Source organism: Aegicerativicinus sediminis (genome assembly GCF_015476115.1).
Lineage (GTDB): Bacteria > Bacteroidota > Bacteroidia > Flavobacteriales > Flavobacteriaceae > Aegicerativicinus > Aegicerativicinus sediminis.
Genome location: NZ_CP064295.1, coordinates 3,136,298 through 3,156,019 on the forward strand (window position 1 = coordinate 3,136,298; position 19,722 = coordinate 3,156,019).

General features: G+C 37.0%; 15 protein-coding genes and 1 tRNA gene. 5 read left to right on the plus strand and 11 right to left on the minus strand.

What is annotated here, in order from left to right; all coding sequences use genetic code 11:
* Positions 1 to 12 precede the first annotated feature (12 nt).
* The 4 genes from ISU00_RS13485 to ISU00_RS13500 form a co-directional block, all read right to left on the minus strand.
* Positions 13 to 7,218, minus strand: coding sequence for an HYR domain-containing protein (locus ISU00_RS13485; protein ID WP_228851196.1), 7,206 nt, complete (start codon positions 7,216 to 7,218; stop codon positions 13 to 15).
* Positions 7,219 to 7,563: 345 nt separating this feature from the next.
* Positions 7,564 to 8,253, minus strand: coding sequence for an aquaporin Z (gene aqpZ, locus ISU00_RS13490; RefSeq protein ID WP_228851197.1), 690 nt, complete (start codon positions 8,251 to 8,253; stop codon positions 7,564 to 7,566).
* A gap of 140 nt (positions 8,254 to 8,393) precedes the next feature.
* A complete protein-coding gene (locus tag ISU00_RS13495) occupies positions 8,394 to 9,878 on the minus strand; it encodes a vanadium-dependent haloperoxidase (RefSeq protein WP_228851198.1) in 1,485 nt (494 codons plus the stop codon).
* 297 nt (positions 9,879 to 10,175) lie between these two features.
* Positions 10,176 to 10,249, minus strand: a tRNA-Met gene (locus tag ISU00_RS13500).
* Between the two features lie 137 nt (positions 10,250 to 10,386).
* Between ISU00_RS13500 and ISU00_RS13505 the strand changes: the two genes are divergently transcribed.
* Entirely contained in the window at positions 10,387 to 10,779 is a 393-nt protein-coding gene (locus tag ISU00_RS13505) for an START-like domain-containing protein (RefSeq protein WP_228851199.1), read from the plus strand.
* Between the two features lie 52 nt (positions 10,780 to 10,831).
* Positions 10,832 to 11,680 carry an aminotransferase class IV gene (locus tag ISU00_RS13510; RefSeq protein WP_228851200.1) on the plus strand — a complete coding sequence of 283 codons (849 nt, stop codon included), beginning with the start codon at positions 10,832 to 10,834 and terminating at the stop codon, positions 11,678 to 11,680.
* On the opposite strand, the gene ISU00_RS13515 is transcribed toward ISU00_RS13510, so the two are convergent.
* From ISU00_RS13515 to ISU00_RS13535, 5 genes are all read right to left on the minus strand, one after another.
* Complete coding sequence (locus ISU00_RS13515) at positions 11,671 to 12,231, minus strand: YqgE/AlgH family protein (RefSeq protein WP_228851201.1); 561 nt, start codon at positions 12,229 to 12,231, stop codon at positions 11,671 to 11,673. The two genes, ISU00_RS13510 and ISU00_RS13515, sit on opposite strands and share 10 nt — an antisense overlap.
* A gap of 122 nt (positions 12,232 to 12,353) precedes the next feature.
* Complete coding sequence (locus ISU00_RS13520) at positions 12,354 to 12,626, minus strand: HU family DNA-binding protein (protein WP_228851202.1); 273 nt, start codon at positions 12,624 to 12,626, stop codon at positions 12,354 to 12,356.
* 192 nt (positions 12,627 to 12,818) lie between these two features.
* Entirely contained in the window at positions 12,819 to 13,769 is a 951-nt protein-coding gene (gene fmt / locus ISU00_RS13525; RefSeq protein ID WP_228851203.1) for a methionyl-tRNA formyltransferase, read from the minus strand.
* The gene (locus ISU00_RS13530) at positions 13,769 to 15,676 is read right to left on the minus strand and encodes a RecQ family ATP-dependent DNA helicase (protein ID WP_228851204.1); all 1,908 of its coding nucleotides are present in this window, start codon (positions 15,674 to 15,676) and stop codon (positions 13,769 to 13,771) included. The genes fmt and ISU00_RS13530 overlap by 1 nt, the downstream gene beginning before the upstream one ends.
* Positions 15,669 to 16,214, minus strand: coding sequence for an AAA family ATPase (locus ISU00_RS13535; protein ID WP_228851205.1), 546 nt, complete (start codon positions 16,212 to 16,214; stop codon positions 15,669 to 15,671). The genes ISU00_RS13530 and ISU00_RS13535 overlap by 8 nt, the downstream gene beginning before the upstream one ends.
* A 91-nt stretch (positions 16,215 to 16,305) precedes the next feature.
* On the opposite strand from ISU00_RS13535, the gene ISU00_RS13540 reads away from it, so the two are divergent.
* The 3 genes from ISU00_RS13540 to murA all read left to right on the plus strand — a co-directional run bounded on the left by ISU00_RS13540 (position 16,306) and on the right by murA (position 18,637).
* The gene (locus ISU00_RS13540) at positions 16,306 to 16,599 is read left to right on the plus strand and encodes a DUF493 family protein (protein ID WP_228851206.1); all 294 of its coding nucleotides are present in this window, start codon (positions 16,306 to 16,308) and stop codon (positions 16,597 to 16,599) included.
* Positions 16,600 to 16,687: 88 nt separating this feature from the next.
* Positions 16,688 to 17,320: a DUF4290 domain-containing protein gene (locus tag ISU00_RS13545; protein WP_228851207.1), complete on the plus strand. Its 633-nt coding sequence runs from the start codon at positions 16,688 to 16,690 to the stop codon at positions 17,318 to 17,320.
* Positions 17,321 to 17,329: 9 nt separating this feature from the next.
* Positions 17,330 to 18,637 carry a UDP-N-acetylglucosamine 1-carboxyvinyltransferase gene (gene murA, locus ISU00_RS13550; RefSeq protein ID WP_228851208.1) on the plus strand — a complete coding sequence of 436 codons (1,308 nt, stop codon included), beginning with the start codon at positions 17,330 to 17,332 and terminating at the stop codon, positions 18,635 to 18,637.
* A gap of 5 nt (positions 18,638 to 18,642) precedes the next feature.
* Here the strand turns inward: murA and ISU00_RS13555 are convergent, their stop codons facing one another.
* The gene (locus ISU00_RS13555; RefSeq protein ID WP_228851209.1) at positions 18,643 to 19,362 is read right to left on the minus strand and encodes a DUF6090 family protein; all 720 of its coding nucleotides are present in this window, start codon (positions 19,360 to 19,362) and stop codon (positions 18,643 to 18,645) included.
* Between the two features lie 83 nt (positions 19,363 to 19,445).
* Complete coding sequence (locus tag ISU00_RS13560) at positions 19,446 to 19,631, minus strand: hypothetical protein (RefSeq protein WP_228851210.1); 186 nt, start codon at positions 19,629 to 19,631, stop codon at positions 19,446 to 19,448.
* Positions 19,632 to 19,722: the final 91 nt, after the last annotated feature.

The window sequence follows — 19,722 nt, forward strand, 5'->3', positions numbered from 1 at the left end:
AGTGATAAGTGGTTAGTTAATAACTATCTTTTTGTTGTAGGTTTTTTGTTCGGTTTCCATTTTCAACACATAATTCCCTGTTGCTGTATTATTAACCGGTATTCTTATTTCATTGGAGGAATTTATGGAGAATTTACTCCAACTATTCACCGTTTGCCCAATCATATTTACTAATTGAACAGATTTGATATTTAAATCGCTTGGGGCCTTAATATAGATTTCTCTACTGTTAGTTAAATAATTGATTATTAATCCAGTAAATTCTTCTACCTCAACAATTTCTTTTTCCTCTTTTTTAAAGACCATATAAAATTGATCAGTATAATCTCCTGGTTCAAGAACTATTTCTAAATCACCTTTCGATAAGTTAAAATAAGTGTCATGGACTTGATCAAAGACATATACATTAACTTCATTTTCGAATCTTTGTACTTCGGTAAGTTTCATTCTATAAAGTCCTTGTGTTGTTATTTTTAAATTTAACGGTATTCGAATATTTTCATTGAACTCCTCCCTACATTGAATAGTACATAATTTATCTTCTACTTTAAAGGAGAGATCATCAATCAAATTATCATTATTTACAGCGTCATATCCTGGGTCAAAATTTTCAGTGGCTTTGTTCAAAGTTGAAAATCCTAACAACAAATTTCTAACTGTTTTAGTAGGTGCTTCAAAAGAGAACCTCAAAGTTCTATTTGGATAGGTTTCTTCCGGGTTATTTGTTAATTGATTTGTTTTCATAGTCCTCATAAAAGTGGAGTTTCCAGAGGATTCACGTTCAAAATAGCGTTGATCGTTTTCAAATTTTATTTTTCCTGAGGCAACACCACTAGACATTACAAAGAAACCCTGCCCCACTGGGATATACGGCCCGGGTAATTTGGATGAACTGCCTAGGCCACTTATTAGAGAAGAATAGGGGGCTAAAACTGCTCCAGTTAAATTTCTTATAGCATACCCGCCTTCATAATCTTCCAAAATATGTGTTTTGTTTGATGGATAGTGTTCCCAGAAATATAAACTGCCATACATGGTTTGTGTGCTATTAGAATTTCCTCCTGGTATATTATCCAAAATAAACTCATCAATCCATACTGAAGATGGATAAGGGTTTCCGACCAAGGCCATATTGCCTGTTGTAATGGTTACCTCAATATCGGAGTTATTTGGTTTTCCTTTGAATGTGTAATTTTGCTCACCGTTAGAATATAAATTAGAACCTACTCCACTTCCTTTCATCGTAAATCCTAATCCAGGTGCAATTGAACCGGAATTACCGATGTAATTCCATTGTGCATATTCGGCCCAAGCGTCATTTTCTATAATTCTATAATTTTCAAAAGCGTATAACCACCTCTTACTTAAGGTGATGGGGTTATTACCTCCTGTTGCGTCATAACTATTGGTCCATTGAATGGATTTTGGATTGTTCGTATCTGAACCATCTAAGAGTGTATTGCCAATTGTATATGGCATATTGATGGAGGTGGTGTTAATTGTACTTACCGGAGATCCCCAATAATTATAGTTGTAAATATTGGTAGTCCCTTGCTGGTCTCTCTCAATGAAACCTGAACTGGTAATGTCTAATTCGCTATCATTTAATTGATCGGCGGTATATCGCTTTTGAATTAATTGAGAATCTCCAACTAAATCAATTGAGCCGTCAAGTTTTAAATAATGAGTTATCCACATGCCACGACCAGGATTATATTCATTTTTGGTACCTGATTGAGCGACCGTTATTTCGTTTGAAGTAACAAGTAATCCTAAAAGGGTGACATCTTTCTGTTCTAAATCTACATTATGACTAGTCTTAACTATATTCCATTTAATCTCTTTTCCATTAATTCCGGTAGAGTTTGGATAGTCCCAAACGGTGTTTCCATAAGTCCAAGGGGTAGCGGTAGAGGTGTTGGTCCATTTGCCATTTCTAATAGTGGTGTAGGGTATTGGTGCCGTTTCCTCTTCAGGTGTAAAAATGTTTCTAAGTCTACCGTTTACACCTTTATAAGCTGTTAAGAAACCACAATCAACATTCATTCTGTAATATCCATCTAAATTGCTCCACGTTAGAGTTTCATCTTCGGTTCCATTTTGATCTGTGTCTCGGCCTGCAATACGTCTCGGAATGACTTCGCCCATTACATCATTTCCAGAGGCTTTTATTTCCTGGTTCATCATCTGATGAATCATTTCATCACTTAAGCCAATATTCCAAACTCGAACCTCGTCAATCCATCCATTAAAATAGTTTACAGGTGGATCATTAGATGCTCCACCGTTATCCATAGCCCCCAAAATGCAATCTATATCCGTTGGTGTAATTCCTGGAGCCACAGCTGAGCCCGATTGATTCCCAACATCCAATCCATCTACATAGAGCTTATAAGCACCGTTAAAGGTTACTGCGATATGATACCATCTATTAGAAGATATGGCATGGCTTGAGGTAATTGTTCCAGAACCTGAAGTGGAATACCATTCAAATCGTGGTTTTCCTCCCACTAATCTTAAGGCGTATCCCGCACTATTGCTATTGGCGTTCTTTTTTGAAATTATGGTTGGACTTCCAGAAGTGCTATTGGGCTTTACCCACATTTCTAAAGAAAAGTTACCATTAAGGGCATAATTGTCCCTGAAATTCACATAGTCGTTAATTCCATCAAAATTCACATAATCACAATTTGTGATGGTGATACTAACGTCGTCATAACAACCATTAGTAAGAGTCCATCTTAATACATAGGTTCCAGGTTGTCCAGTGAAAGTGGCTCTGGGGTCCGTGTTACTTGAAAATGTTGCAGTTGCACCGCAGGTCGTGGTTGGACCTGAAACAATGCTCCAACTTCCAGTGACTCCCGTTCCTTGGAAATTTATATCACCAATAGCGGTGTTTGGAACAACATAAAGTCCATTTTCATAGGCTCCATTATTGTAATTTTCAACAGCTGTTAATGTATTGTCATAGGCGTTAAGTGGTACAGTTGTTTGTCCACATTCTCCTGAATTTGGAGTGCGATCCTGACCGGCATAAGCCAGACTTGTATTTATATTAATGAATTCGGTTCCATCATCGGTATCTGCCCTACATCCATTTACTAAAGCGGTTACTCCATATTCCCTAATACCTGGTGTTACAGGCTCTACCGCAACGGTGGTTCCGGTTGCCACAACAGTTCCTTTTTCATCTGTCCATTCCAAAACTTCATCAATAGGGGCGTAAGGAAATCCTACATCATCAATAACCCATGCGCTATAAACATCAAAATTATGAGGTACTGAAGAACACGTATTACCCGCACCAGTTGGAAAGTAGGCGCCATTACATTTTGACTGTCCTTGCGCATCATAAGAAAAACGAACCCTTAAGCTTGATAAATTAATATAATCGGAAAGGTCTACTGAAGTGTATCTGAATGGGTCAGATGTTGGTTGCTGCCCATTTGGTCCAGTACCACACGAACCACTATTGGTCTTAACTGAAACTCCAGTATTATTGCCGGATGTAAAGTTGTCATTTTGTTGGGTGTTTAACACAATATCATAGGTATTTCCACCGTCTAACGACAATTCAATTTTTCCATTGGCACCATTACAGAAATAATAGGCTGTGTAAAAAGTTAAAATAGCATCTCCAGGATTCATTCCCACCGTATTGAAAACAGGTGTTTCCAATGTAGAGGAATAGGGACCTTGTGCAATTGCAAATTTTGTATTGTCGCTGGTGTCGTAACGAATACCTGACTGAATTACAGGACCGTTCGTTTCTTTCCAGGTAGGCTCATTTGTATTATTACCACTTGCGGGAAAAAATCCGTCAATACCATTAACTCGCCATCCATCAGGCTGAGCATAGTTGAAAAGTCCTCCATCTCCAAATTGACCAAAGGCTTCAAAATAACTTTCGGCCACAACGGTTACGTCATCTCCTAAGCAGATATCCAAAGCAGTAGTACTAACAATTATTGGTGGTTCATCTGGGGGTAAAAACCTAATGACAGCAACTGGTGAAAATTCTATACAATCACCAGATTGTATTACGGCTCTAACCACGGTTGTGGTGGTTAGATTTAGTAAGGTTATCTGAAGTTTTCCAGCTGAATTGGAAACTGTTGTCCAATTGGCACCTTGGTCATTAGAAAATTGCCAATTCTTAATGTTTGCTGTAGTGATATTGCTACTTCCATCAAGATTCAATGTTAATTGAACATCTTTCGGAATTGTAACACCTCCTGGACAAGCAGTAACCTCAATTAGATCATCGGCAGGTTGAGGATTATCAGGTATGGGGTTTACAACAACACCGGTAACTGTACCACTTGTAATTGTTGGAGCTTCCACAATAACTGTAACGTTGCAGCTACTACTATTGCCATAGGCATCAGTAATTGTAAGGGGAATGGTTCGTGTTCCAATATCGTTACATCCAAAGGAAGTTTGCGACATGCTTAGTGTAATGTTCGAACATGTATCTCCAGAACCATTATATATTGAATTTATATCAGTAATATTTGCTTGACCAGTTGAAGGATCGAGAGTTAAGGTTATTGGTCCGGCACAAGAAGCGTCTGGTGCGGTAACGTCTTTCACTAAAACATTTGCTGTGCAGGTTGAGGAATTTCCATTGGCATCAGTAACCGTTAAGGTTACCGTATTGTTTCCAATATTACTACAATCAAAATTTGCAGGGGAAACCGATAAGGTTGGTACACTACAATTGTCATAAGAGCCGTTATCAATATCATCAGCATTTATAGTTGCCTGTCCATTTCCAAGTTCAACCGTTATATCCCTACATAAGGCTACAGGAGGGGTGGTGTCAGATGGAATTACGCTAAATGTACAGGATGATGAATTTCCTGAATCATCTGTTGCAGTTAATGTTATTTGAGTGTTTGAGGTTATCACGGTTCCTACTGCTGGTGACTGTGAAATACTTAGGTTGTTACCACAATTATCAGATGCATTCAAAAGCCCTGTAAAATCAATAAGTGTATAGTTGCAGGTGGAATCAAAACTTACGTTTTGGTTGCTTGGACAGGTTATTGTGGGATTAATATTATCCTCCACGGTGACCGTTGCGGTGCAGGTGGATGTGTTGTCGTTGTTGTCGGTGACGGTAAGTGTCACGGTGTTCGCACCAATATCGGCACAGCTGAAACTTGTCTTGCTGGCGGTTATTGACTTGATGCCACAGGCATCATCGGACCCGTTGTCGATATCGGCGGCCGTCATGGTCGCATTCCCAGAGCTGTCCAGCTGAAGTGTTATGTTCCTGCAAAGGGCAGTCGGGGCCACATTATCCTCAACGGTGACCGTTGCGGTGCAGGTTGCTATGTTATCGTTGTTGTCGGTGATGCTAAGTGTCACAGTATTCGCACCAATATCGGCACAGCTGAAACTTGTCTTGCTGGCGGTTATTGACTTGATGCCACAAGCATCATCGGACCCGTTGTCGATCTCCGCGGCGGTCATGGTCGCATTCCCAGAGCTGTCCAGCTGAAGTGTTATGTTCCTGCAAAGGGCAGTCGGGGCCACATTATCCTCAACGGTGACCGTTGCGGTGCAGGTTGCTATGTTATCGTTGTTGTCGGTGATGCTAAGTGTCACCGTGTTCGCACCAATATCGGCACAGCTGAAACTTGTCTTGCTGGCGGTTATTGACTTGATGCCACAGGCATCATCGGACCCGTTGTCGATATCGGCGGCCGTCATGGTCGCATTCCCAGAGCCGTCCAGCTGAAGGGTGATATTCCTGCAAAGGGCAGTCGGGGCCACATTGTCCTCCACGGTGACCGTTGCGGTGCAGGTGGATATGTTGTCGTTGTTGTCGGTGACGGTAAGTGTCACGGTGTTCGCACCAATATCGGCACAGCCGAAGCTTGTCTTGCTGGCGGTTATTGACTTGATGCCACAGGCATCATCGGACCCGTTGTCTATATCGGCGGCCGTCATGGTCGCATTCCCAGAGCCGTCCAGCTGAAGGGTGATATTCCTGCAAAGGGCAGTCGGGGCCACATTGTCCTCCACGGTGACCGTTGCGGTGCAGGTGGATATGTTGTCGTTGTTGTCGGTGACGGTAAGTGTCACGGTGTTCGCACCAATATCGGCACAGCCGAAGCTTGTCTTGCTGGCGGTTATTGACTTGATGCCACAGGCATCATCGGACCCATTGTCGATATCGGCGGCCGTCATGGTCGCATTCCCAGAGCCGTCCAGCTGAAGTGTTATGTTCCTGCAAAGGGCAGTCGGGGCCACATTATCCTCAACGGTGACCGTTGCATTGCAGGTTGCTATGTTATCGTTGTTGTCGGTGATGGTAAGTGTCACGGTGTTCGCACCAATATCTGCACAGCTGAAACTTGTCTTGCTGGCGGTTATTGATTTGATGCCACAGGCATCATCGGACCCGTTGTCGATATCGGCGGCCGTCATGGTCGCATTCCCAGAGCCGTCCAGTTGAAGTGTTATGTTCCTGCAAAGGGCAGTCGGGGCCAGATTGTCTTCTACAATAACATTGGTGGTACAAGAAGAGGTGTTTCCTGCTGTATCAGTAACAGTAAGTGTAACTGTATTACTTCCGATATCGGAACAATTGAAATTAGTTTTACTTAATGAAAGATTGGCAATACCCACATTATCCGTGGATCCAGAGTTGATATCGTTTACATTGATGGAAGCATTACCAGAACCATCAAGACTAATTGTAAAATTAGCTACACAATTAGCTGCCGGATTTTCATTATCTGTAACATTAATATTGAATGAACATGTTCCTAATATAGTTCCAGTCGCATTTTCTTCTTCCTGAAATGTTATTGTGGTTGACCCAATTGGAAATTGTGATCCAGAAATAGGTCCTTCAGTTTGTGTTATGGTACTTAAACCTGCTCCCAAAGTTGGAGAAGGGTCAGAAAAATTTACGACTGCATAGTCTAATCCAGTATCAGTGTCTGAATCTATATCCCCTTGACAACTAATTGCCAAAGTTGATTCTATTTTATGTGAAGTGGTCGCCTCAAATTTATATTGATTAATGTCCCAGTTGTTATCTAGCTTGTGACCATTTTTAATTTCTACAATGGATAAACCAGCCAAATTGCTATCTAAAGGAACAATTTGGGGTTGTAAATAAGAGATATTAGTAGAGGCTTGAAACTTGTATATAACAAGTATAAGGATGACAAAGCTGAAATATAGTTTTTTCATCATAAGTAGGCATTTAGGGCAGAGGGAATAATCTAAACTTAAATTGTATACAGTCAGTAAAGTAGGGGGCACTGACTGATTTTAAATCCTAGATTCTGTTTCCCAGTATGTTGTGATTACTAGTTATTGTTATGTCATGCTTTTATAATTCAGGCGAAAGATAGAATAAAATTTTTAATTTATATCCATGAAATGCAAAAAAATCCGACAAAAAGCAAAGTTGAATGACATTTAACCATGTTTCTGTGTACTCAAATAGGCTGAAACGTTCAGTCTATACACGTTTTAATGATAAAAAAAGAGGGCATAACTGAATAGTTATGCCCTCTTAAAATTTTCTGCTTGTAATTAGTCTTCTTTGCCTAATTTCAAAAACTTGTATACAAAGCCGGCTAATAGTGCGCCTATAATTGGAGCTACCCAAAACAACCATAATTGGCCTATTGCCCAATCTCCGACGAAAATAGCTTGACTTGTGCTTCTAGCCGGGTTTACAGAAGTATTGGTAACGGGTATACTAATGAGGTGGATTAATGTAAGAGTTAAACCAATAGCTATTCCTGCGAAACCTGCCGGGGCTTTAACATAGGTCGATCCAAGAATTATAAATAGAAATACAAACGTTAGGACAGCCTCGGTTACAAATCCTGAAAGCAAACTAAAGCCTCCTGGGGAGTGATCACCATAGCCATTGGCTGCAAAAGAACCTATATCATTCCCTGGAGTTCCAGTGACGATTAGGTAAAGAATTGCTGCTCCTGCAATTCCGCCAAGAACTTGTGAGATAATGTATGGAAGAAGTTTGTTAGTTTCAAACCGTCCACCTGCCCAAAGGCCAATGCTAACCGCAGGATTTAGATGACAGCCAGAAATGTGTCCAATAGCATAAGCCATTGTCAATACGGTTAGACCAAAGGCAAATGACACACCGACAAATCCTATTCCTAATTCAGGAAAACCTGCGGCCAATACAGCGCTACCGCAGCCACCAAGAACCAACCAGGCGGTTCCAATGAATTCAGCAAGATAACTTTTCATAAAATAATTTAGATTAATTAGTGAATAACTAAGGATTGGTTAATATCCTGAGAATAAAAATATTAAAATATTGATTATGATTTTGTTATGTTTCTAAAATCGAACTTAAAAAGTTTAATTTAATTTTTCAATGGCAATAATTATTGGATATCATTTTCTCCGTTTACATGCTTTTGATAAAATTTCCAATCTTCCTTGGCAACGTTTCTACCCAATTTTAATCCTTCAATATTATCCGCTTGAATATGATAACCACCCAAAACCCTAGAGATACCAGCCATTTCAGCTGTTTTTGAAAATGTCGGGAAACTTAAAGTCACCGTATCACCCAAATTTTCAGGTTCTGTTAAAGCACCTGCAACCAATTCTACCTCTTCCCCAAATTCATCACTTCCTGTCCATAATCTCAAGGCTTCAGCACATCCACCGCTAATAGTACTATGCCCAGAGGTGTAACTTGGGAATGGAGGACATAAAAATGTATCTGGGGAGTATGGCCGCCAATTTTTTCCTTCCATTTCCATGATTCCTTTACCGATGCCTCCCCAAGCTTTTATTTTTTGTTCCCCGAAATATTCGTGAACTAGGGCATAGGGCCGAGCAAAATCATAAAACATTTTAGAATCCCATGAGGCTATAAACGCATCCATGGCGACAATTTGATTGTAGAAATACATTTTAACATCTTCATCTAGAGTATGCTCGTCACGACGTGATACGTCTTGGGCAAATTTTAACCAATGTCCGGCTTGTTGTACAGATTGAGGACCATCTCTCATAAATTCAACTAGGGCTTTCTGCTCATCAGTTAAATTAGCCTGCAATTCAATGACTTCCCAAACCTCTTTTTCCAATTGTTCAGAACCGATCATTGGTGGTGGTCCTGGCCTAAATTGATCTCCAGATTCCAATCCAATTGGTGTCACTTTATCCCAATAGGGGGTTAAACATTCTGGTGCAAAACGTCCACCTTGCCCATCTGAAAAATATTTTGGCTGCCATCTATTAGGATCTATGTTTTTATCAACAGGGTTAATTGGTTCATAATTAACATAATTATGATATGGTCGGCCTTGTGACCCTTTTTCCTCACCGTATTGATTGGAACCATCACCCCGTCGAGCTTCAATAACCGCTTTGGCAGCAAGATTACCTATTCCTTGGGGAGTCGTTGGGTCTAAAGAATTGTCATTAGGATTTAAACCGAAATCTAACATTACTTTTTTTAAATAGATTGAATCGGAATAATAATACTCATTCATTGCACGGTAAGCTGCATAACTAATGGCAATCTCTTTATTTTTTAAATTTTGTTCTTCAATAGGTCTCCTAGCAATACCATTTAAATAAACTGGAGTAGCCACTGAATCGTAGCGGGTCCAAGCATCAAAAACGGAAACAAAAATTAAAGCCAAGTATCTAGAAGTTATAGTTGGTCTGGGTTTAAACCATTCTGTATCATGAGCAGTGGCCTCAAGAGCTACTTTCCCCCATTTATAAGCCACATTGTTTTCTCCAAGAGGTTCGGCAAATGCAGTTTTTTGGACAGTATTTATAGTCGATTTTTCTTCTTTACAAGAAAATAAACTAATAAATACACAGACCGAAAAGAAGATTCTGATCATTAAATTAGATTGACAAAGATTAGTAGTTAGTTGACTGAATACTAGTTTGTTTTGGAAATTAATAAAACTTTTTTATCCGATTAAAACTAGCCATTCACAGTACTAATATATTAATCGCAATCGATTGTTTAAAGTTTTTCTAGGTTAAATCATTCTTTAACGATAAAAGCTAAGAAATAATAAAGGGATTTAATGAATGCGAATCAGATATTTCAGTATTAAGATTTAGTAATTCTTAAACCAATTAATCTAAAATGGTGAAATAAAAAAACCGGCAGAATTTACCGGTTTTTATTGTAGCGAGGACGAGATTTGAACTCGTGACCTCCGGGTTATGAATCCGACGCTCTAACCAACTGAGCTACCTCGCCTAATCGTTTTTAGCGGGTGCAAATATAGCAACATTTTCAATGCTTGCAAACAAGCTTGTTCAAATTATTTTTAAGTAAATAAGTTTTAATGTTTACAATTAATGTATATATTGAGCGATCTAAAATTGAATTCGCATATGGATGAAAAAATAAAGTTTGAGATGGAGTTCCCCATCCACGCTTCACCACAACTTTTGTATCAATATATTTCAACACCTTCAGGTTTGTCTGAATGGTTTGCTGACAACGTAAATTCTAGAGGTGAGAAATTCACTTTTATTTGGGATGCCAGTCAGGAAAAAGCTAAGCTACTTAGTAAAAAGAGTGGTGAACGAGTTAAATTTCGTTGGTTAGTCGACGAGGAAGATGGGCATTCTTATTTTTTCGAAATACGTATCCAAGTAGATGATATTACAAAAGATGTCTCGTTAATAGTAACGGATTTCGCTGAGGAAGATGAAGTGGAAGAAGCCAAAATGTTATGGGATAATCAAATTTCCGATTTAAAGCATGTATTAGGTTCGCCCTAACCTTAAATAAGATTGTATTTTTGTCCCGATTAATTTTTAATCGGGATTTTTTATGATTAATGTTAACGGTAGATTATTACAGCAAGACGCTCCTTCTATTTATTTAGATAATAGAGGATTTAAATATGCCGATAGTGTTTTTGAAACGCTTAAAGTAGTACGGGGAAAAATTCTTTTCTGGGAAGATCATTATTTTCGTTTGATGTCTTCCATGCGAATAATGAGGATGGAAATCCCTATGACCTTCACTATGGAATTTTTGGAAGAAGAAATTCGTAAAACGATTGAGACTGAACCTAATGAAAATTCTGTGTACCGTGTTAGATTAGTTGTTGCAAGAACAGGAGGAGGGCTTTATAGTCCAAATACTAATGACATAGATTATTATATAAGTTTCGCTTCCTTACAAAATGAATTATATTCAATAAACGAAGATGATTATGAAGTTGATTTATTTAAGGATTATTACGTCAATACTGGTCTGTTATCGAATATTAAAAAGTCAGATAAAAGTTTGAATGTTTTAGGGAGTATATATGCCAAGGAAAATGATTTTCAAAATTGTTTGCTTTTAAATAATGACAAGCATTTGGTTGAGGCCCTAAATGGAAACATATTCCTAGTTTTTGGTAACACCATAAAGACACCTTCATTAGATCAGGGAGTTTTAAAGGGAATCATAAGGCAACAGCTGATTGAAATAATTAAAAAAGATCCAAATTATAATTTGGAAGAAACTTCAATTTCACCTTTTGAACTTCAAAGAGCCGATGAGGTTTTTATTACTAACGTTATTATTGGGATACAGCCTGTTAGTAGATACCGCAAAAAGGATTTCGAAAAAGTTAACGTTAATTATTTACTAGAACAGTTAAACGAGAAGGTTAAAAATCAGTTATAACTTGGGTTTTCAGGAGCATTGGACCAAATGGAATATTCACCTCCAAGTTCAAGCATTTTATCTTTCCAAAAATTGTTACAACATTTTTTGATTAACTCATTGGCAAATTCATTTTTAGTAACTACCCATGAATTTGCAGAAAGCTCATTTTCCAGCTGATTGGGTTCCCACCCAGAATATCCTAAGAAGAATCGAATATCCGTTTCTTTTAATTGGTTGGTGGTTAATAATTCCAATACCTTGTCGAAATCTCCACCCCAATAAATTCCTAAAGAAATTTCAATACTATCAGGAATGAGATGAGGAACCGTATGGATAAAGAATAAATTGTCTTGTTCCACAGGACCCCCATTGTAAACCTTAAACGATTTATCTGTTGTGGAGATAAGTTCATTAAGCGTAAATTTTAATGGTTTATTCATAATGAAACCAATAGTCCCCTCAGAAGAATGATCAGCCAATAGAATGACCGATCGGTTGAAAGACATATCACCGATGATAGATGGTTCAGCAATAAGCAGATGTCCTTTTTCGGGCTTTAGAGTAATCATTTGTAGGATGATTTAAAATAAAACTATAACATTTTTATTTAAAAAACAATAATTTGACGGGCTAACCTAAAACAAAAAAAGCCTGCTGGGAGCAGGCTTCTTATTTTTTATAACATCAAATGTTAGTTAATTGCGTCATTCAAGTCTGAACCTGCTTTAAACTTCACAACATTTTTTGCTTTAATTTTAATAGTTTTGCCAGTTTGTGGGTTTCTACCTTCGCGAGCTGCTCTTTTAGCAACTGACCAAGATCCAAATCCTACTAAAGAAACTCTTTTACCTTTTTGAAGAGCACCTTCTATATCTATTAAAAAAGAATCTAATGCTTTCTTAGCCGCAGCTTTAGTAATTCCAGCATTTTCTGCCATTCCATCGATTAAATCTGATTTGTTCATAAATTTTAATTTTTAAATTGTTTAAAGTAAGGTTAAATAATTTGGTTTTACCCTATACAAATTTAGACGGAATATTAAGCTACACAAGGAATAGCAAGGGAAATTGGGATTTTTGTTGATAACTTGGAGCATTTGTTGATAACAGTAGGCGTAGTATCGACGAAATACGCCAATTCCAACAGTAATAAGGGTTTAGAGCATTTTTGCGTCTTTGGAAAATGAAAAACCATTTAAAAAGGATTTTATATCCATTTTCCTTTTTCCTTGAAGCTGCAATTCATTCACCAAAATAAAGCCATCCTTTGCGCTAACCTTCATGCTGTCTCCCTCAATAATTATAGTTCCAACAGGTTTAGGATGTTCAGTAGATTCAAAATCAACATCGTACAATTTAACTAAGTATTCAGTATCGTTCGTAAGGAGCACAGACCATGCGGCAGGATATGGATTTAACCCCCTTATTTTATTAAATATAGATTCAACTGGAAGAGACCAATCAATTTTAGTGTTTTCTTTAGTTAGCTTGTTGGCTGTTTTAAGCTGTTCACTTTCAGGTTGCTTTTCGGTTTTAATATTTCCGTTTTTAATAAGATCTACAGTTTCAATGACCAATTCGCCTCCTAGTTCCATCATTTTATCATGCAATTCACCAACCGTTGTAGTTTTGCCAATTTCGATCGTTTTGCTTAAAATAATTTCACCAGTATCGATTTTATCGTCGATAAAGAATGTGGTCACACCAGATTTTTTTTCACCATTAATAATAGCCCAATGGATTGGTGCTGCACCACGGTAATCTGGAAGCAGGGAGGCATGTAAATTAAATGTGCCAAACTTGGGCATCTGCCATACCGCTTTCGGTAACATTCTAAATGCAACCACGACTTGCAGATTTGCATTTAACGACTTCAATTCTTCCAAAAACTGTTCAGATTTTAGGTTGGTTGGCTGCATTACATGTAAATTCTTTTCTATGGCATAATTTTTTACAGCCGATTGCTTAAGTTTTTGGCCTCTACCGGCAGGTCTATCTGGTGCGGTGATTACTCCAACTATATTATAATTGTTTTCAACTAACTTTTTTAATGTGGCCACCGCGAAATCTGGGGTGCCCATAAATACGATACGTAGATCCTCGTGCATTACGAAAATTTGATTTTATATTGGTTATTATCTGTAATTTCAATTATGTCATCCTCTAGCATCCTTTTTAGGATTTCAATTAATACCTTTTGTTCTAACTTGGTTTTTTGCTGAATTAGACGACTTGTTAGCGGACCGGATTCTAATATGGTGATAATAGTATTCCTTAATTGCCTGTAATCTAAACCCAGGGGTTTTGTAGTCTTTTCCAAACATACTGAACAAACACCACAATTATTAGGTAATTCTTCTCCAAAATAAGATACCAAGGATCTCATTTTGCATTCATTGTTATCATAAAAGAAATGGATGACAGAATGAATATTGGATTCTTTGGTCGAATAATACTCTTTCAATTTAGAAGCAATTCTGTTTATGGTTGCATCATCCTCTCTGGGCTCTAAAAAAGTTACTTGGGTATCAGTTACAGAATTATGAAAAACAATCAAACCATCTGTTTCCAACTTCTTTAATCGATTAACTATTTCACTTTCTGGTATACTGGTTTTTTGAGCTAACAATTCAAGATTTATTGGCAATTCATGCTCGAATATTCCTCCATAGGTTCTTAAAATTGTTTGTACCAAACCTTGCATACTTTTATTGTTTTCAAGGTATTTGAAAATTTCCTGGGTACTGGTTTCAAATTTGAGGGTTGTTTTATACTTAAAATTTTGGGCAAGTTCAATTACACTATTACGATCTAATAATTCTAAGGCATTATAAGCCATTAAGGTATTAAAGCCATAAACATTGCAAAACTTCTTAAAATTTAAAGGGAATATGTCATTTGTTCCTTCGCCGTATGGGATTTGAAGAAAGCTACTAAGTTTGCGATAAATCAGTTTTAAATCTTTTACGGTTGGAAGGTTAGCCAAAAACTGTTCGATTAACCTAGATTTATCATGTTGGTCTAATAAAATTAATGCTTTGGATGCCTTTCCATCCCTTCCGGCACGCCCAATTTCTTGATAATAACTTTCTAAACTTTCAGGTAAGGAATAGTGGATTATCAATCGTACGTCTTTCTTGTCTATTCCCATTCCAAAGGCAGTGGTTGCTACCATAACTTGACATTGGTTAGATTTCCAGGATTCTAATCGCTCAGCTTTTTGATCATTACTTAATCCGCCATGGAAAAAAGATGATTTGATATTATTCTTTATTAAATATTCTGAGACCTTTTCAGATTCATTTCTACTCCTGACGTAAATTATGCAGGATTCGGAAACGGTACTAACCTCATGGAGAATTTGGTAAAGTTTATCCTCAGTTTGCTTAACTGAAATGGCTAGGTTGTCTCGATGAAAGGTGCCTTTAAAAATATCTCTTGATTCAATTTTTAAATAATTGCAAATTTCCTCGACTACTTTCGGTTTGGCCGTTGCAGTTAGAGCAATTATTGGCACATTGGGTTTAAGATCACGGATTTCTTGTAATTCCAAATAAGCTGGTCTAAAATCATGGCCCCATTGCGAAATACAATGCGCTTCATCTATAGCAATAAAGTTAATATCCATCTGGGCAATTCGTTCTTTAACCAAACTTTGCTGAAATCGCTCTGGAGATAGATAAAGAAATTTATAATTACCATAAACAGCATTATCCAGTAATTCATTTAGCCGGTTATAATGTATATTACCGCCTAGCCCAATAGCTTTAATTCCCTGCTCTTTCAAACGGTTTATTTGGTCGTTCATTAAGGCTATAAGTGGGGTAATTACCAAGCAAATTCCATCTGTTACCAATGAAGGAATTTGGTAACAAAGAGACTTTCCTCCACCAGTTGGTAATAGAACGAGAGCATCATTCATATCTAATACATGCTGGATTATTTCCTTCTGATGTGGATTGAATTGGTTGTAACCCCAATAGTGCTGTAATATTTCGAAAGGTGATTTAGTCATTCTCTTTTAACACATCAAGAATGAAATCTGCTCGGTGTACGATGCTTCCAAATGGAACTTCATGAAGTTGATAATCAAATTTAGAGTAGGTTTCCAGCAGGTTTTCATGAATTAATTTTGCCTGATCGAAATTTTCATATCGTTCACTATCACTTTCAAAAATTGATGCCCAAGGCGGCAATACAAAAACATGGTCGTAGCTGTGTAATTTAGATGCCTGCTTGAAAAAATCGGGATAAGGAACATTGATATAATGCATGTAAGCTAAAATGTCGGGTATTCCACGATCGATAAAAATAAGTGGATCCGGAAAAGATGATGCTTCTTCAAATTGGGCTATCCTTCCTTCTAATAACCTTCGACTAAATTCTACAGGATCGGTTAAAAATAGTTGTTCCGTTCCATCTTTTCTGGCATCTAGGGTCACTTGTCTAGAAATTTCTTCAAGACAGGTGTAGCCTTGGTTTTTTAATTCATTGATAACAGAGGTTTTTCCTGTACCTGGCCCTCCGGTTATGACAATTTTTCTTGATTTCAAAATGGCAAGATTTTCGCTATAAAAGTCGTAATTAAACGAATAAATAAAAAATGCAAAGTTCAATGTATCTTTGCGAAGAAAGGAATTAAAAATGGCGTTAAGTAAAGAACAAGAAGAATTTTACAATAAATTAAGATCACAATTATTTGAAACGGCGAGCTGGCCGAGTGAATATTTATACAAGTTTATTGTGCCTTCAGATAAAAATAAAATAAAACAGATTGAGGATTTGTTCGACAATTTAGGTGCGGTAATTAAAACCACTGAGTCTAAAAATGGAAAGTATACTAGCGTTTCCATAAATGTAAACATGAAAAATCCTGATGCTGTTATTGAAAAATATCAGGAAATTGGTGAAAAGGTTGAGGGCGTAATTTCTCTCTAATTTTCTGTCTTCTTGTCCTATTTTTTGTATTTTGCAAGCATGCAAATGAGCTTCATTTAGAATAATTAATCACAGACATTTTACGATTTTGACTAACGAATTAGAATATAATACAGAGCGGGAGCATCTTATCATACCAGAGTATGGTCGACACCTTCAAAAGATGGTGAATTATGCAAAGGATCTTCCGACAAAGGAGGAAAGAAATAAGGTGGCGAAGGCAATTATCTCTGTAATGGGAAATCTTCAACCACATTTAAGGGATGTGCCAGATTTTCAACATAAACTTTGGGATCAACTTTATATCATATCGAATTTTGAATTAGATGCAGATTCACCATATGAAATTCCCTCTAAAGAAGAATTGATGTCTCGTCCAGAGCCTTTAAAATATCCACAAAACCATCCCAAATACCGGTTTTATGGTAACAACATTAAAACTATGATAGATGTTGCTAATACATGGGAAGACGGCGATATGAAGGATGCCTTAATTTATACAATTGCCAATCACATGAAAAAATGTTTCCTCAATTGGAATAAAGATACCGTTGAGGATGATGTCATTTTTGGCCATTTAAAGGAACTTTCTGGAGGAAAAATTAGATTGAGTGAAAGCGATGAGGATCTTACGGATGCTTCAAGCTTAATGAGAGGCAAAAAGAAACATTCCAAAGGTCACCACAAGAAGAAATCTAACCGAGGTCGTAAACGTTACTAACCTAATTTCATGTCTACATTTGTTATTGAAGGGGGACAACCTTTAAAAGGTAGTATTAAACCCCAAGGCGCAAAGAACGAAGCCCTTCAAATACTTTGTGCAGTTTTGCTTACTAAAGAAAAAATTGTCATTAATAATATTCCAGATATTGTTGATGTTAATAAATTGATTTCTCTTTTAGGTAAACTAGGGGTTAAAATTGAAAAGTTAAGTCAAGGCTCTTATTCGTTTCAAGCCGATGATATTAAACTTTCTTACTTAGAATCTCCTGAATTTAAGGAAGACGGGAAGGGATTACGAGGAAGTATTATGATAGTAGGCCCTCTTTTGGCACGTTTTGGTAAGGGATATATTCCAAAACCAGGAGGTGATAAGATAGGAAGACGGCGGTTGGATACGCATTTTGAAGGTTTTATAAACTTAGGTGCAAAATTCAGATACCGGAAAGAAGACCAATTTTATGGGGTTGAAGCTGATAGATTAAAAGGTGCTTACATGCTCTTAGATGAAGCCTCCGTAACCGGTACTGCGAACATTGTAATGGCTGCAGTTTTGGCTGAAGGAACAACTACCATTTATAATGCTGCTTGCGAACCATATCTCCAACAATTATGCAAAATGCTGAATAGGATGGGAGCTAAGATTAGCGGTATTGGTTCTAATCTTCTAAAAATAGAAGGTGTAGATGAGCTTCATGGTACAGAACATACAATGTTACCAGATATGATTGAAATTGGTAGTTGGATTGGGCTTGCCGCAATGACGCGTAGTGAACTTACCATTTCCAATGTAAGTTGGGATGATTTAGGACTTATTCCTAATGTTTTCAGAAAACTAGGGATTACCGTTGAAAAGGATGGAGATAATATTCATATTCCTAAACACAATGATGGTTATGAGATACAAAATTATATTGACGGTTCAATTTTAACCATTGCAGATGCGCCATGGCCTGGATTTACCCCTGATCTACTTAGTATAATTTTGGTTGTGGCAACGCAAGCTAGAGGTAGTGTGTTAGTGCACCAAAAAATGTTCGAGAGTCGATTGTTTTTCGTTGATAAATTAATAGACATGGGAGCTAAAATCATACTGTGTGATCCCCATAGGGCAACAGTAATTGGTCATGATTTTAAGTCTACATTGAAGGCTACTACAATGACCTCACCTGATATCAGGGCAGGGGTTTCACTTTTAATTGCAGCTCTTTCCGCTAAAGGCACCTCTACGATTCACAATATTGAACAAATAGATCGTGGTTATGAAAGGATTGACGAACGCCTTAAAGCCATCGGAGCAAAGATCCAACGTGTTTAATAATTTTAGTTAGCAGGATATTTTTTCAGCTCGTTGTCAATTAAATTGGTAAGGTTATTTATTTCTGTCAATGCTAAATTATAGACGGCATTTTTTCCTTTGGTTAAAAAAATACTTTCAATAAATATATTTTGTAATTCTACTGAATAAAGTTTGTCTGGCTTTACAATTTGAAGATTGGAATAATTTATAACCCCTCTTAATTCAGGGGATAATTCTTTCATTATTATTTCCCAATGGATATCCTCCAATTTATTCATATAGCTGTAAGTAGATTGAAGCTTTTGGAGTTTGTTTTGAATTTCGGTGTTTTCAATTAATTTAAAATCCCCACTGTTTACCAAGGTCTCGAACACATTCCCATTTCCATTAAAATCTGAATACTGAGATAGGTTCATGGCCATTATTGCTAGGGTATCTGCATTTTTAAAGTTTTTAGAAGAAATCAGATGATTGGCAAATTCATATTGATTACCATAAAACTCATTTTTGTTTTTAACTACTTTTATTTCTTCAAGATTCTGGGATATTTGGTCTTTAATGTTTTTATAGATTTCAATTTCCTCTTGTTTCTTAACCTTTTGTGTGTTCCAGTTATTGATTTTAAGCGCAATCAATATTCCAATCACAACCAAAATTATCTCACCGATAGCATAAAATACATATTTCTTAATCTTATTTTGAAAGATATATTTAAAGCGTATAGATTTAAATATTTTCGGCATGATTCCCGAATTTATAATCTCTTCCCAGTAAATTTTTGGGAGATATAAACCTTGTAGATTATTTTTTTAGGCTTGAGGGGGAATTAAAAATTGATTGTTTTTTTCCCTGAAATAATCGCAGTAATCAATAATCCCAATCCTAAACCTGCTATGATTGATCCAACAAAATATAGAGCGGAAGTTTGCAAGAATACGAATCCAATTCCTAAACCTAAAAGAAGACCACCGCCTATCGCCCAAGTACTTTTATCTCTATATAACTGTGACATAATAAGGATTTTATATTGTAAAAATAAGACAACCTATTTTTCAATATTATGATTTAAGTCAAGGTTTTAAGGTTTAAAGCATTGGGCCATT